Origin of the sequence: Mucilaginibacter mallensis, from assembly GCF_900105165.1 — a bacterium.
Taxonomy (GTDB): Bacteria; Bacteroidota; Bacteroidia; order Sphingobacteriales; family Sphingobacteriaceae; genus Mucilaginibacter; species Mucilaginibacter mallensis.
Genome location: NZ_LT629740.1, coordinates 245,680 through 260,211 on the forward strand (window position 1 = coordinate 245,680; position 14,532 = coordinate 260,211).

The 14,532-nt window shown below is 40.1% G+C and carries 11 protein-coding genes; 6 read left to right on the top strand and 5 right to left on the bottom strand.

Annotated features, from left to right (window positions below):
• Nucleotides 1-52: 52 nt before the first annotated feature.
• Together BLU33_RS01005 and BLU33_RS01010 are read right to left on the bottom strand one after the other, a co-directional pair.
• A complete protein-coding gene (locus tag BLU33_RS01005) occupies nt 53-1,435 on the bottom strand; it encodes a DUF1800 domain-containing protein (RefSeq protein WP_091367878.1) in 1,383 nt (460 codons plus the stop codon).
• Between the two features lie 80 nt (nt 1,436-1,515).
• Nucleotides 1,516-2,895 (bottom strand): DUF1800 domain-containing protein, encoded by a 1,380-nt coding sequence (locus tag BLU33_RS01010; RefSeq protein WP_091367880.1) that lies wholly within the window; start codon nt 2,893-2,895, stop codon nt 1,516-1,518.
• A 135-nt stretch (nt 2,896-3,030) separates the two neighbouring features.
• Here BLU33_RS01010 and BLU33_RS01015 point away from each other — a divergent pair, with 135 nt between their 5' ends.
• The 6 genes from BLU33_RS01015 (at nt 3,031) to BLU33_RS01040 (ending at nt 12,534) form a co-directional block, all read left to right on the top strand.
• Nucleotides 3,031-4,977 (top strand): DUF3857 domain-containing protein, encoded by a 1,947-nt coding sequence (locus BLU33_RS01015; protein ID WP_091367882.1) that lies wholly within the window; start codon nt 3,031-3,033, stop codon nt 4,975-4,977.
• A 35-nt stretch (nt 4,978-5,012) separates the two neighbouring features.
• The gene (locus BLU33_RS01020; protein ID WP_091367884.1) at nt 5,013-6,986 is read left to right on the top strand and encodes a DUF3857 domain-containing protein; all 1,974 of its coding nucleotides are present in this window, start codon (nt 5,013-5,015) and stop codon (nt 6,984-6,986) included.
• A gap of 11 nt (nt 6,987-6,997) precedes the next feature.
• On the top strand, nt 6,998-8,929 hold the full coding sequence (locus BLU33_RS01025) for a DUF3857 domain-containing protein (RefSeq protein WP_091367885.1): 1,932 nt from the start codon (nt 6,998-7,000) through the stop codon (nt 8,927-8,929).
• An 11-nt stretch (nt 8,930-8,940) separates the two neighbouring features.
• Nucleotides 8,941-9,576: a leucyl/phenylalanyl-tRNA--protein transferase gene (gene aat / locus BLU33_RS01030; RefSeq protein WP_091367886.1), complete on the top strand. Its 636-nt coding sequence runs from the start codon at nt 8,941-8,943 to the stop codon at nt 9,574-9,576.
• A gap of 321 nt (nt 9,577-9,897) precedes the next feature.
• A complete protein-coding gene (gene ruvC / locus BLU33_RS01035; protein ID WP_091367888.1) occupies nt 9,898-10,500 on the top strand; it encodes a crossover junction endodeoxyribonuclease RuvC in 603 nt (200 codons plus the stop codon).
• A gap of 147 nt (nt 10,501-10,647) precedes the next feature.
• Nucleotides 10,648-12,534, top strand: coding sequence for a DEAD/DEAH box helicase (locus BLU33_RS01040; RefSeq protein ID WP_091367890.1), 1,887 nt, complete (start codon nt 10,648-10,650; stop codon nt 12,532-12,534).
• 94 nt (nt 12,535-12,628) lie between these two features.
• Here BLU33_RS01040 and BLU33_RS01045 read toward each other — a convergent pair whose 3' ends face one another.
• The 3 genes from BLU33_RS01045 to BLU33_RS01055 are packed head-to-tail and all read right to left on the bottom strand — an operon-like array spanning nt 12,629 to nt 14,294.
• Nucleotides 12,629-12,949 (bottom strand): hypothetical protein, encoded by a 321-nt coding sequence (locus BLU33_RS01045; RefSeq protein ID WP_091367892.1) that lies wholly within the window; start codon nt 12,947-12,949, stop codon nt 12,629-12,631.
• Between the two features lie 23 nt (nt 12,950-12,972).
• Nucleotides 12,973-13,251 carry a hypothetical protein gene (locus BLU33_RS01050; RefSeq protein ID WP_091367894.1) on the bottom strand — a complete coding sequence of 93 codons (279 nt, stop codon included), beginning with the start codon at nt 13,249-13,251 and terminating at the stop codon, nt 12,973-12,975.
• Nucleotides 13,252-13,286: 35 nt separating this feature from the next.
• Nucleotides 13,287-14,294, bottom strand: a complete 1,008-nt coding sequence (locus tag BLU33_RS01055) for an NAD(P)H-dependent glycerol-3-phosphate dehydrogenase (RefSeq protein WP_091367896.1) — start codon at nt 14,292-14,294, stop codon at nt 13,287-13,289.
• Nucleotides 14,295-14,532: the final 238 nt, after the last annotated feature.

The window sequence follows — 14,532 nt, forward strand, 5'->3', positions numbered from 1 at the left end:
AACATACATTACTAACGACCCTCCATTTTTTCCCCTTTAGGGGGCTGGGGGGTTAACAAAGCTGGTATTCTGGTGTTGAAACTATTTGTATTATCGTATCCTTAATATTTGCAGCCTGGTTTACTTGGGCAATAACTGCCGGGTTTAATTTGGGCTCCAGCATAAATTCTGCTATTTGTATTTTTGATGTATCTTCAGGTATTTCTTTTAAAAACTTATTCCAGTTGGGCTGTGCCTGTACTCTTTTTATTACATTCATTTGCTGTTTGCGTACCGATGCCAGGTAAGCCTCATCGCCGGGATCAACCTTTCCGGTAAAATCAATTACGCCTGCATTTAAAATAATGGATGGCATTTTCATCCGGTACATCAGCGATGAACTGTCAATCCAATTTTTACCACCCGGCCAGCCAGCTACATTTGGCGGGCGAAATAATAATTGCCCCAGTGTACGCTGAAACTGCATCAAAACATCAGGGTTTTGATAGGTAATATAAAATTGCCTGTTCAAGCCTGTTAAAAATTCAACAGGCGATTTTACCAGGTTGCCAATATTTTTATCGTCATAAAACCAGTTGGATTGAAAAACAAATTCAAGCAAAGGCTTTATCTCGTAATTTGATTTATAAAACACATTAGCCATCTGACTGATATGTTCAGCATCAGGCACATCATTTACCAGGTAGCGGTATAGTTTTGTGCTGATAAATTCGGCGGTTTTTTTGTGCGAGAAGATGATCTCTATGATATCCTCACCACAAAAATTGCCGGTTTGGCCCATGAATGTTTTTGGCCCATCATCATGTGCTTTTGGCCTGAAGGTGTAATCTCCCGTTTTACCATCATAAGCCCAGCCTGTAAACGCGCGTGCCGATTCTTTTACATCGTGCTCAGTATAATTACCCCTACCAATAGTAAAAAGTTCCATTAGCTCGCGGGCGAAATTTTCATTAGGGTGGCCCTTTTGGTTTTGCTGGTTATTTAAAAATTGCAGCATCCCCGGGCTTTGCGAAACCTGTAACAACATGGTTTTAAAATTACCCAGTGCATTTTCACGCTCAATATTATTAAGCTGCTGTTCATAATAAGCATTGCCAATATTGCAGGCAAAATGATTATGCCAAAAAAGGGTCATCTTCTCCCTTAGCTGGGCATCGGTAGTACTTAATTGGGTTATCCAGGCCAGGTTAAGCGCTTTATCCTGCGTATTTCTTTCTTCCTGTATCCTGATTTTTTCCTCGTCGGTTTTATTAGTCTGTGGGCGCAGGTCAATATTTTCAGTTAGTATAGTTATAGGATGAATGTCGGCGGAAGCCTTAAAAAGTTTTCTGACAGCTTTATTCGCCGACCAGTTCTCATGATCGTGCAAGTCTTCAAAGCGGATGCCAAAGCCGGCCCTGGCATATAAGTGTTTGATATTTCTTGCGTTACTCATCCTGTATTTTGTTAAATAGGACTATATAAAATCAAAGTGGTTTAACTGGTAGTTAATAAATCTCCATTTATTATTTGGCATTAGCAAAGCTGATATTCCGGCGTTGAAACCAGCTCAATTACCATTTGTTTAATATCTGTTGCCTGTGTTACTGTATCAATTAGCGTGTTATTCAATTTAGGTGCCAGCATAAACTGAGCTATTGCCATTTTTGATGTATCCTTTGGTATACTGTTTAAAAACCTGTCCCAATCAGGTTGTGCCTGTACTTTGGTGGCTACAGCCTGTTGCTGATTGTGCAGTGTGGCAATATAAGCCTCATCTTCCGGATCGGCTTTGCCGGTAAAGTCAATTATACCGCCGTTTAGCAGGGTTGATGGTATTTTTATGCGATACATGAGTGATGAGCTGTCGATCCAGTTTCTGCCACCCGGCCAGCCTGCAACATTCGGCGGGTAAAACAATACCTGGCCCAAAGCACGCTCAAATAATAATAAAACCTCGGGCTTTTGGTAGGTGATATAAAATTGCCTGTTTAAGCCTGTTAAAAATTCAACAGGCGATTTTACCAGGTTGCCCGTGTTTTTATCATCATAAAACCAATCGGCAGTGAAAATGTATTCCAGAAGGGTTTTTATTTCATAATTGGCATTATAAAAAACATCGGCCATAGCGCTAACGTGTGCCGGATCGGGTGTTTCATTTACCAGGTATTTATAAAGCTTATTGCTGATAAAGTATGCGGTTTCCTTCCTCTCAAGCAGGGTGTTAATAATATCCTCGCCCTGGAAATTCCCCGTTTTACCCATAAAGGTTTTTTGTCCGTCGTCATGAACAAAGGGGCGCATTTTAAATTCTCCATCCTTGTTAAAGCCCCATCCTGTAAATGCCCGTGCCGATTCCTTAACATCATGCTCGGTATAATTGCCCCGGCCAATGGTAAACAGTTCCATCAGCTCACGGGCAAAATTCTCATTAGGGTGCCCTTTTTGATTTTGCTGATTATTTAAAAACTGTAGCATAGCCGGTGATTTGGATACCTCCATCACCATAGTGCGAAAATTACCCAGGGCATTGCTGCGCTGTATATTATTGAGTTGTTGAGCAAATGATGCACGGTTGCTGCGGCAGGCAAAATGGTTATGCCAAAATAGGGTCATCTTTTCCCTTAGCTGAGCATCGGTTTTGCTCATTTTATCAATCCAGGCCAGGTTAAGATCTTTTTCCTGCTGACGCTGCTCCTGCAAAAATATTTTTTTGGCGCCGATGTCGCCTTTCATCAGCATGGTGTAATCGGTGCTATCCTTAATTATATCAATTGAATCGCTATTATCAGACGTTTTAAACAGTTGTTTAACTGTTGCTTTGGCGGTCAGGTGCTCGTCATCGCTTACATCCTCAAACCGCATCCCAAATGCTGCCCTTGTAAACAGGTGTTTTATTGGCTTAATGTTATCCATGCCGCTGTATGACTACGGTATTTGCAATTGGTTTAACATGGTGTATTACTAATAGTTATATTTATTTACGACAGGTGATATTTTCTTTAACATATCCTGTCAACTTTATTATATTAGTGCCGATTAAACCTCACAATGAATAAGATTTTTGCGCTGTTAGCGCTAAGCATATTTACATTGTTTGTTAAGGCGCAAACCCCTAAAGCACCAACACAAACAATATCAACAAAAGAAAGCCAGTTAAAGAAGGAAAGCCTGCCGGTAAAGGAAGGCCAGCCATATGGCAAGGTAGATACCGCCGACCTTGAACTCAAAAGCTGTGATTTTGAAAAGGATGCCAATGCCATGGTGCTTTTTGATAAGGCTGAAGTATCATTTGACCCCTATGGCGAGATCACTTTTATACGCCATAAAAGGATCAAGATATTTAATGACAAGGGGAAAGACCAAGCCAATATAAACATACCCTATATTGACGGTATGCACGGTGTTGAGGCTGAGACAATAAATCTTAACGGCAATACTATAGAATATATCCCGGTTGATGATAAACTCATTTATAAGGAAAAGATTAACAAATACCACCGGTCGTTGATCCTTACATTCCCAGGCGTAAAGCCCGGGTCTATTATTGAACTGAAATATAAATGGACAATACGTTCCTTCCTTTTACCGGCATGGGAGTTTCAATCAGAAATTCCAACACGCTACTCGGAACTTGATATTACAATAGCTAAAGAAAATCGTATTGCTATAGTCTTTAAGATAAGCCAGGATTTCTCGAAGAAAATTGATGAGGATGTGATTTTTAGAGGCAGAAGAACAGTACGGGCGCTATCAAATATACATTCATTTAAAGTAGAGCCTTATATGACCCCTATTGAAGACAACTTGCAAAGGGCTCAATTTAAACCCTACAGCTTTCTTTGGCCAGCAATTAGTAAGGAACTGATATATGATGATGATTTTGGTAAACAACTAAACCAAAAGTTAAACGATGAAAAAGCGATACTAGCAAAGATTGATTCCATTAAGAGCGAAAAGCTTAAGGTAGATTCTATTTTTAATATAGTAAAAAACAGGATGGTATGGGATAAAAAAGACCGCTGGTTTACTAATGTAGGGGTGCAAAAGGCCTGGGATAAAAAGACCGGAAATTCTGCTGAAATTAACCTGATATTATACCATTTACTGGTAAAGGCAGGTATAAAAGCATATCCAATGGTTGTAAGCACCCCCGATAATGGTATTATTGACCCAGACTATCCTGACCTAGCGCAATTTAATAAGGTGGTGGTTTATATACAGCGGGATAGCACGAAACATTATATACTTGATGCTACAGGTAAATATAGCATATATAACCAAATACCTTATGAATTATTGAGCTCATATGGTTTTTTGGTAGCCCCTAAAACAGGTAATAATATATTATTTAATATTCAATGTGATACCGCATCAGCCCAATTGGTTTTTGTAAATGCTGATATAAAATCAGAAGGCAAAATGAGCGGAACGGCCGACATCGTAAGCAATGGTTATAACAAGGTAAATAGCCTGAAATTATATGACGACCTGGGCGAGAAGAAATATATTGATAATCTTACCGATGCTGATAACAACCTGAAAATATCATCGCTTAAACTGGAAAATCAGCATAGCGATACCTTGTCATTAGAGCAGCATATTAACTTCGATCTTAATTTATCAGCCTCTGATAATAACTACATTTATTTTAATCCTAATTTGTTTACCTTATTTGGTACTAATCCCTTTTTAAGCGAAGACAGGTATAGTAATATTGATTTTATTTTCAAAAATAATGTTTACATAAGCGGTGTATACAAAATACCTGATGGTTACAAAGTTGATGTTTTGCCACAAAACCAGATAATGAGTACAGAGGATAAAGGCCTGATTTTTAAAAGGATCATAGGTGAACAGGACGGGAATGTATTGGTGCGCTATATTATATCCAGAAAAAGGACCCGTTACACAAAGGAAGAATATCATGAATTGTACCAGTTCTATAAAAAAATGTTCGAAATGCTCAATGAGCAAATTGTATTGAAGAAGTCGTAGCTATTATTATATTTATACTGATTAAACCTTATCCAATGAATAAATTTTTTACCCTGATTGCGTTATTTGCAATTGCCTTTTCTGCTAAAGCACAGCAAGTAACCCCCGTTTATGAGCCTTATGGCAAGGTTAGTAACGAAGACCTGGCGATGAAAGCCTGCGACTTTGACAAAGATGCTAATGCCGAGATCCTGATCCGCAAAGGTGACCAGTATTATGATCAGAATCTTAATATTATTATGGATTATCATGAACGTATTAAGATTTTCAATGATGAGGGAAAGGACAAGGCAAACATCAGGATAGAATATTATTCAATTGATAACTACGAATATATTACAGGCATACAGGCCGAAACTATAAACATGGTTGATGGCAAACAGGAAATTACCAAACTGGATAAGAAACTGATATATAAACAAACAGTTGATAAGTACAGGAGTGTTATAACCTTTACTATGCCTAACGTTAAGGCAGGTTCAATTATTGAATATAAGTATACCTTTAATACAGCCTCGGCTGAAAATATACCTACATGGTATTTCCAGGACAATGTACCCATCAGGTATGGAGAATATATGACTAATATTCCTGAATGGTTTTTCTTCTCAACGCAAACACATATGCACTCCATGTATACAAAACGTACCAGCACAAATGGTACCGGGAACATAACGATTGATCATAGCCCAATCTCCTACACGTCGGCAATAGAAGACAGGGTACTGGTTAATGAACCGGCCCTGCGTGATGAGCCCTATATGAGCTCAAGAAATGATAACCTGGAATGCGTGCTCTTTAACCTCACATCATTCAGGCCACCCTACGGATTTGTTCAGAATTTTTCTGAAACGTGGGCAAAAGTTGGTGAAAAGCTTAGCGCGAACGAGGATTTTGGTGGTCAGTTTAAAAGAAAATTAACAAACGAGGATGCGATAATTGAAAAGGCCAAAGCACTTAAAACTGACGATGAAAAGATAGCCTATCTTTTTAAGGAAGTGCAAAATGATATGAAGTGGAACGAAGAGGATGATTGGTATACCAATGATGGCACTTGCAAAGCGTGGGATAGCAAAACAGGTAATTCAACCGAAATTAACCTAATACTATACCATTTGCTTAAAAAGTCGGGCGTTAAGGCCTTGCCAATGGTTGTAAGTACGCGTAAACACGGCAAGGTAAACCCGGTTTTCTCTTATGTATACCAATTTAACCGTGCTGTAGTATATATACCTGTTGATAGTACTAAAAGCTACATACTTGATGCCAGTAGCAAGTATAATATGTATAATGAAATTCCTTATAATCTTCTGAATTCATCGGGCTTATATGTAAACAGCGATCTGAAAGATTATGAACTGGTTTTCCTGAATAAACAAGCACCTGTACGCACATCGATATTTATAACTGCCGATATAAAACCTGATGGGAAAGTAAATGGCACAGCGCAATTAAGCAGTTATAGCTATGGCCGTATAGATGGTATTAAACGCTATAAAACAGATGGGGAGAAAAAATATATCGACTATTTAAGGGATGATGATAATAATTTAAAAATAGCATCACTTAAAATGGATAATATGGATGTTGATACCTTGCCATTGATGCAGAGTATTAATTTTAATCTTGACCTTGCCGGCTCTGATGAAAACTACATTTATTTTAATCCAAACCTGTTTACATCGTTACATAAAAATCCTTTTTTAAGCGATACGCGCACCACTGATATTGATTTTGGCTACCTGGATAATCTTACACTTAACGGTATGTATAAAGTGCCGGCAGGTTATAAGATTGATGCCTTGCCTAAAAACGTCAGCATGACCACGCCCGATAATGGAATTACCTTCAGGCGCTTTATAGCTGAACAGGATGGCACCATAGCTGTGCGCTATACCATAAGTTATAAAAAGAGCATCTATTTTAAAGAGAATTATGCCGATTTTCATGAGTTTTTTAAGAAGATGTATGAAATGCTGAATGAACAAATAGTGCTTAAAAAATCCTGATAATTACTGTTATGCGTAAATTTTTAAATGGCTTGTTGTTAACAGTTGTTCTGGCAGGTGTTGTTGGCACTAAGGGCAATTGCCAGGATGTTATTCCGAAGGAATTTTATACTGCCGCGGGTATACCCGATTCTTTAAAAGAGGATGCTAATTCAATTGTACGTTACTCAATTGACGAAGTAACCATAAAAGGGCCGGGCGAAGCAGTAGTTAAACACCATAGTCTGATTACCATTTTGAATGAAAAAGGCGATGACGAAGCTAACATACGATACACCTATAATAAAAAGTATGATACTTATAGTTTTATAGATGTGCGTGCCTTTGATGCAAATGGGGTGCAGGTAAAAAAGTATCACAAAAGCGACTTTTATGATTATGCACTCATAGGTGGTTGGGATGTAGCCAATGATGAGCGTTACCTCGACCTTAAGCATACTGTAGCAAGTTACCCAACAACAATTGAGGTGGAGTATGAAGAGGATATAAGTAGTTTTATAAGTCTGGATAATTGGTATATACAAAATATAGAGCAATCGGTACAAAATGAAACCTATAAGGTGCTGGCTAAACCGGCTATAGGCTTCAGGTATAAATACACTAACATTAAGCTTAACGCTGAGAAAGGCAAGGCTGATGATTATGATACCTACACTTGGCAGGTGAAAAATTTAAAGGCCATTAAAAAGGAGGAGAATGTTTTAATGACCTCAGTAATTCCCTTCGTTTCATTTGGCACAAATGCTTTTAATTGCGATGGTTATCCGGGCAATATAAGTACATGGCAGGATTATGGCAAATGGGTATATGGCTTAAATAAGGATGTTTGTACGCTAAGCCCGCAACGCGTAGCTGAAATAAGAAAAATGACCGATACCATTAAAACGGATAAAGAGAAAGCGAAGTTTTTATATCAGTATTTACAACAAAATACACGTTATGTAAGTGTACAATTAGGAATTGGGGGTTGGAAACCGTTTGATGCCAATTTTGTGGATACCAAAAAGTATGGTGATTGTAAAGCGCTGGCCAATTATATGTATGCTTTGTTAAAGGCTGTAAATATCCCGTCTTATTGGGCGGTGGTGTACGCTGGTTTTAACGGACTATCATCAGATCCTGCTTTTCCGAAAAATCAGTTTAACCATGAAATTTTGTGCATTCCATTTAAAAATGATACTACCTGGCTTGATTGCACCATGACTACCCGGCAATTTGGCCAGCCGGGGCCATTTACTGAAAACCGTAATGCGCTGCTGATTACAGAAGATGGCGGTAAACTGGTAAACACACCTAAGAGTAAACCCGAAGATAACCAGTTTAACAGCGAAGTGCACGTTGTGCTTGATGCTGATGGCGGGGCCAAAGCGCAGGTGAAAATTTTAAGCACAGGTGAGTACAGGGAAGAATACATCCAAATGGGATATAAAAAACAGGATGAGCAAAAGGATGATCTGTTAAATGATCTTAGCATGAGGCAGCCTTCAGTCTTTAATTTTCAATATGGTAATGATAAAGATGGAATTAAGGAATTAGACCTGAACCTGGAATATGACAAACTATATGATATTGCCTCCGGCGACAAACAGTTTTATCATACCAATATTTTTGAATTGTGGAATTTAACAGTACCTATATCAGAAAAAAGAAAAAGTGATTATTGCTTTGATTTTCCAAGGATAAAAACCTGCGTAACCACCATCGATCTGCCTGTTGGCTTTGAGGTAGAAACCTTGCCTGCTAACCAGCATCTGAAATTTACTTATGGTGATTATGACATAAAATTTGTTTATGATGCGGCTAAAAACCAAGTGGTCAGCACCGCTAAATTTAATTTAGCAAACCAGGTTATACCGGCTGCAAAATATACCGAAATGCAGCAATACATGGATGCCATTGCCAAAGCGCAAAATAAAAAGCTGGTAATACATCGCAAGGCGTAAATTTGCTCCTGATGATATTCAGGCTTGATGAACGTTTACTATTTCCGGAACCTGCTTTGGCCGAGGAAGATGGCTTGCTGGCTGTTGGCGGCGACTTGTCGACCAAACGTTTGCTGCTGGCTTATCAAAATGGTATATTCCCCTGGTATAGCGATGATTCGCCTATACTATGGTATTCGCCGCATGAAAGGTTTGTGCTTTTTCCGGATGAACTGAAGGTTTCAAAAAGTATGCGGCAAGTGCTGCGGTCGGGTAAATTCACCATCAGCATGAATAAAGCTTTCAGCGATGTTATTGAAGCCTGCTCCGTTGTTGAACGTATAGGGCAGGATGGCACCTGGATCACCGAAGATATGAAAGCCGCCTACAAGCAATTACATGCCGAAGACTATGCGCATTCAGTTGAAGTTTGGGAACAGGGGAGTTTGGTCGGCGGTTTTTATGGTGTACAGGTTGGTCATGTTTTTTGTGGTGAGAGTATGTTTAGTCGCGTTAGCAATGCATCAAAAACCGCGCTGATATGGTTATGTAATAGTGGCTTATATAAATTAATCGATTGTCAGGTGCATACTGAGCACCTGGAATCAATGGGTGCAAGGATGATACCCCGTGAAGAATATATGGCTTTGCTGCGTGGGAATGGTTAATGAATTTTTAACTTAGCGAACCATCTCCTCCCTGTCATTGCGAGCGATAGCGTGGCAACCTCGTCGCCTGTATATTGAACGCGACGAGGTTGCTTCGTCGTTCCTCCTCGCAATGACATAGGGAGTAAAGGGATAGAGACTTACGAAGTTTAATTCGGTGTTGTCTGTTTTCAATGGTCTCATTGAGGGCTACGCCGGTTTAAAACTTCGTAAGTCTGGGCACAACAAAACATGTCATTCTGAGCGATAGCGAAGAAACTTTCAGGCGGATGCCAGGCGTTCAGGTTCTTCGCTATCGCTCAGAATGACAAAAGAGAAAATATGCAGCAGATCAACCAAAAAGAGCGGATAATTTTAGGCATCGACCCGGGTACGTCGGTAATGGGTTATGGACTGGTGAAAGAAGTCGGCTCAAAAGTGGAACTGATCAGCCTGGGCGTGGTGAAGATGGAAAAGATAGACGATCACATGCTGAAGTTGCAGCGCATATTTGAAAAAACCGTTGCCCTTATTGATAACTATCACCCCGATTGCCTGGCAATTGAGGCGCCTTTTTACGGTAAAAACATCCAGGTAATGTTAAAGCTGGGCCGCGCGCAGGGCGTGTGTATGGCAGCTGCATTATCGCGCAATATTACTATTACCGAATACGCTCCCCGCAAAATAAAACAATCCATAACCGGTAATGGTAATGCCACAAAGGAACAGGTGGCAAACATGCTGCAAACTTTGCTTGGTTTTAAAGAAACCCCGGAGTTTTTGGATGCTACCGATGGTTTGGCAGTGGCCGTTTGCCATTCCTTTCAGCGCGTGCCCGTTGGTAAAAGCGGAAAGGTCACCAGTAAGAAAGCTTACTCAGGCTGGGAAACTTTTGTTAAGGATAACACCAGCAGGGTTGCCGGTATAGCTAAAAAGGCAAAATAAGACCCCGCGTTTGTCATATATTTATCACCATTTAGCGGCTATTAATCAATGGATACGCTCTTGCTAAAACCTTTCTTTGAATTGTAAATAATTAGCGCTACCTTTGCGCCCGATTTGGCGATGTTGCCAAATTCGTTATTTAAATTCATGAACCCATTTATTGAACTGGGAATCCGTCATGATATTGTTAATGCCATCTCTGAGTTAGGATTTGAAAATCCTACGCCAATCCAGGAACAGTCAATTCCGGTATTGTTAACAGGCAGCAACGATTTTGTCGGATTAGCCCAAACCGGGACCGGTAAGACTGCTGCCTTTGGACTGCCATTATTAGAACTACTGGATTTCGAAGAAAACTATCCGCAGGCACTTATATTGTGCCCAACGCGCGAACTTTGTTTACAAATTACTAATGATTTGAACAATTACTCCAAAAATATGCCCAACGTACACGTTGTTGCTGTTTATGGTGGAGCAAGTATTTCAGATCAATTACGCCAGATTAAACGCGGTGTGCAAATTGTTGTTGCTACACCCGGGCGTATGCTTGATATCATCAATCGTAAAGCGATTGATTTTTCGAAGGTTAAGTTTGTAGTTTTAGACGAAGCTGATGAAATGCTCAACATGGGCTTTCAGGAAGACATTGACAGTATTCTCTCTACTACGCCCGACGAGAAAAAAACATGGCTGTTTTCAGCCACCATGCCTGCCGAAGTTCGCAGGATCGCGAAAAAATACATGACCGATCCGCATGAGCTTACCATGGGCACAAAAAACACAGGTAATGCTAACATTGAGCACGAATATTACATCATCCGTGCCCGTGACAAGTATGCCGCTTTTAAACGTATTGTTGATTTTAACCCTGAAATTTTCGGTATTGTATTTTGCCGTACCAAAATTGAAACTCAGGAAATTGCTGAGTCATTAATTAAAGACGGTTACAATGCCGATTCTTTACATGGTGACTTATCACAACAACAACGTGATAAAGTAATGAAACGCTACCGCGACCGCAGCCTGCAATTATTAATTGCTACTGATGTTGCTGCACGTGGTATTGATGTTAATGATGTAACACACGTTATTAACTATTCATTACCTGATGAATTGGAGAATTACACCCACCGTAGCGGCCGTACAGCCCGTGCAGGTAAAACAGGTGTATCAATTTCTATCATCAACGGTAAGGAGCTTGGTAAAATCCGCCAGATAGAAAGAGTTATCGGCAAGAAATTTATTAAAGCTGAAATACCAACAGGATTTGACGTTGTTGAAAAACAATTGTTTGCCCTGGTACATAAAGTACACAATGTTGAAGTTAATGAGCAGCAAATTGAACAGTACACTCCACGTATAATGGAAGAGTTCAAAGAGCTGAGCAAGGAAGATATTATTAAACGCTTTGCATCATTAGAGTTTAACCGCTTTTTAGAATATTACAAAAACGCACCTGATTTGAACGCTGCCGTTGAAGAGCGCCGTCCGTTTGAAGAACGTGGTGAGCGTGGCGAACGCGGAGAACGTGCTCCACGCAGCGGTGGTAAATCAGAATTTACCCGTTTGTTTATAAACTTAGGTTCAGTTGATGAATTTAACCGTGGCGATTTGCTGGGTTACATTTGCAATAACACCAAAATAAGCGGCCGCACAGTTGGTAAAATTGATGTAAAGGGTGTTTACTCTTTCTTTGAAGTTGCCAATGATGATGTTGAGAAAGTAATGACCGGCTTTAAAGGTATTGATTTTAAAGGCCGCGAAGTTAGAATAGAAGTATCAGGCGAAGGTACCAGCAGCACCCGTACAGGTGGTGAACGTCGTGAAGGTGGCTACAACCGTTCAGGTGGTGGCGAACGTCGCGAAGGTGGCTATAACCGTTCAGGTGGTGGTGAAAGAAGCGGAAGCGGCGAACGTCGTGAAGGCGGCTTTAACCGTGAGCGCAGTAATGCAGGTGGTTCAGCTGGTGGTGGTTTCCGTGATTTTTCAGGCAAACGCCGTGAAGATCGCCCTGAACGCCGCAGAAGATTTTAGTTTTCATATTGCTTCTTAACAGAAGCATTTGAGTTTGTTTAGTTTAGTTTAGTTTGATGAAGCCTCCCGTCGTAAGATCCGGGGGGCTTTCGTTTTATTTAGTAAATGCGATGGTTGCCGAATCGGGCGTAACCAACTCCAGCTGATGCTCGTCGACCTTTACTATAGCATATTTGGTATAGGGCAGATTGCCCTCAAATGAAGTATAAATAGTATCACCCTTAATAAAATAATCCTCCGGATCAGGCGAATCACTCTCCAGGGCGAAAGACTTGTCGGTAATTTTAAGTTTGCTGCCATCGGCCTTTGAATGCCACTCGCCTACCAGTTTCTTGTTTGATGTATTTTTACATGCCGGGGTAAATAGTATAAATGCACATGCTGCGTGCACAAATATCAAGGGGTAGTTTTTCATGGCAACAAACGTTTAATTCCAGATTATCGGTCTTTTAATTCCGATTTTTTACAGTAATACTTATGTCCCTTTGAATTTACATAATAATAATGAGAATATTTATCAATGTAAATAGTTTGGCCTTTAGGGCCCGTTTTGCCTTTATATTTTTTGTCAACAACAGCGGCTTTACCTTTAGCGGCAATTTCTGATGTTTTGTGGCCAACTGCTTTGGCGTCTTTGTTTACTGTACTTTGTGCATGGCTTTGAGTGGCCACGAATAATCCTGTTGCTAAAAATGCAATCTTAAATAAGTTTTTCATGTTGCTTGTTAATTGAGTTATGTTGTGATATATACTTAACTCAATTCTTCGGCTAAATGTTTCATTTCTAATGCAGGGGAATGTTTTTGGTACAGAATATTATATACAGCGTTGCAAATAGGCATGTGTACTTTGTAGTTTTTGTTTACCTCGTGTAGGCAATTTACAGCATAATAACCTTCGGCTATCATGTTCATTTCTAATTGCGCCGATCTAACGGTGTAGCCCTTGCCTATCATGTTGCCAAAGGTACGGTTACGGCTAAACTGGGAGTAAGCAGTAACCATTAGATCACCCAGATAGGCCGATTCTTTTATATCCCTGTCGATAGGATGTACGGTATCAACAAAGCGTTCCAACTCGCGTATAGCGTTTGATATTAATACCGATTGAAAATTATCGCCATAACCTATGCCGTGGCATATGCCGCTGGCAATAGCGTATACATTTTTTAGTACAGCGCCGTACTCTGTGCCATATATATCGTCGGATACATTGGTTTTAATATAGCGGGTATTTATCATCCCGGCAAACTCAGCTGCCAGCTCAATATCGCGCGAGGCAATTGTTAAATAAGATAATTTCTCAAGCGCCACTTCTTCAGCATGGCATGGCCCGCTGATCACTACAAAATCATCAAATGATACGTTGTAATGCTGGTTTAAAAATTCGCCGATGATCTGGTTTTCATCGGGTACTATACCTTTTATGGCTGATACTATTTTTTTGCCTGCCAGATCAGCAGGGGTAATACCTTTTAATGCATCTTTCAGGAACGCGGCAGGTACATTCAGCAATATAAAATCTGCCGGTGTTATCAGTTCTTTAAGATTGGTTGAGATATTGGCTGTGGGTACTTTAATATCAACAGAGCTCAGGTAATTAGGGTTGTGCCCGAATTTATGGATATGCTCAACCGCTTGCGTGCTGCGCATCCACCAAAAAATCTCCTTCTCAGTAACATTGTCCGAGAGCATTTTAACATTAGCAGTAGCCCAACTGCCCCCGCCTACAACCGTGATCTTATTTTTTTGCTTAATCATCAACAAAATAAAAATGTCCTGCCTGGAAATTGTTTTTCCGGGCAGGACAAATATAGGTAGATGTGAGATATGAGATGTTAGATTTGAGATTTTATTTGTAAGCGTTCTGAAGATTAAAAAAGGGAGTCATGCTGAGGCACTCGAAGCATGCGGGCAAAGGCCTCTACGCTTACCCTTCGAGTGCCTCAGCATGACCCCACGCTCAGTATTTGTAAGAAATATTTCCGTCGGACACCCA

What these genes read in the sequence shown, in the direction of transcription:
- BLU33_RS01040 (WP_091367890.1), top strand. Translation starts at nt 10,648, where the DNA reads ATGAACCCATTTATTGAACTGGGAATCCGTCATGATATTGTTAATGCC.
- aat (WP_091367886.1), top strand. Translation starts at nt 8,941, where the DNA reads ATGATATTCAGGCTTGATGAACGTTTACTATTTCCGGAACCTGCTTTG.
- BLU33_RS01055 (WP_091367896.1), bottom strand. Translation starts at nt 14,294, where the DNA reads ATGATTAAGCAAAAAAATAAGATCACGGTTGTAGGCGGGGGCAGTTGG.
- BLU33_RS01025 (WP_091367885.1), top strand. Translation starts at nt 6,998, where the DNA reads ATGCGTAAATTTTTAAATGGCTTGTTGTTAACAGTTGTTCTGGCAGGT.
- ruvC (WP_091367888.1), top strand. Translation starts at nt 9,898, where the DNA reads ATGCAGCAGATCAACCAAAAAGAGCGGATAATTTTAGGCATCGACCCG.
- BLU33_RS01005 (WP_091367878.1), bottom strand. Translation starts at nt 1,435, where the DNA reads ATGAGTAACGCAAGAAATATCAAACACTTATATGCCAGGGCCGGCTTT.
- BLU33_RS01010 (WP_091367880.1), bottom strand. Translation starts at nt 2,895, where the DNA reads ATGGATAACATTAAGCCAATAAAACACCTGTTTACAAGGGCAGCATTT.
- BLU33_RS01020 (WP_091367884.1), top strand. Translation starts at nt 5,013, where the DNA reads ATGAATAAATTTTTTACCCTGATTGCGTTATTTGCAATTGCCTTTTCT.
- BLU33_RS01045 (WP_091367892.1), bottom strand. Translation starts at nt 12,949, where the DNA reads ATGAAAAACTACCCCTTGATATTTGTGCACGCAGCATGTGCATTTATA.
- BLU33_RS01050 (WP_091367894.1), bottom strand. Translation starts at nt 13,251, where the DNA reads ATGAAAAACTTATTTAAGATTGCATTTTTAGCAACAGGATTATTCGTG.
- BLU33_RS01015 (WP_091367882.1), top strand. Translation starts at nt 3,031, where the DNA reads ATGAATAAGATTTTTGCGCTGTTAGCGCTAAGCATATTTACATTGTTT.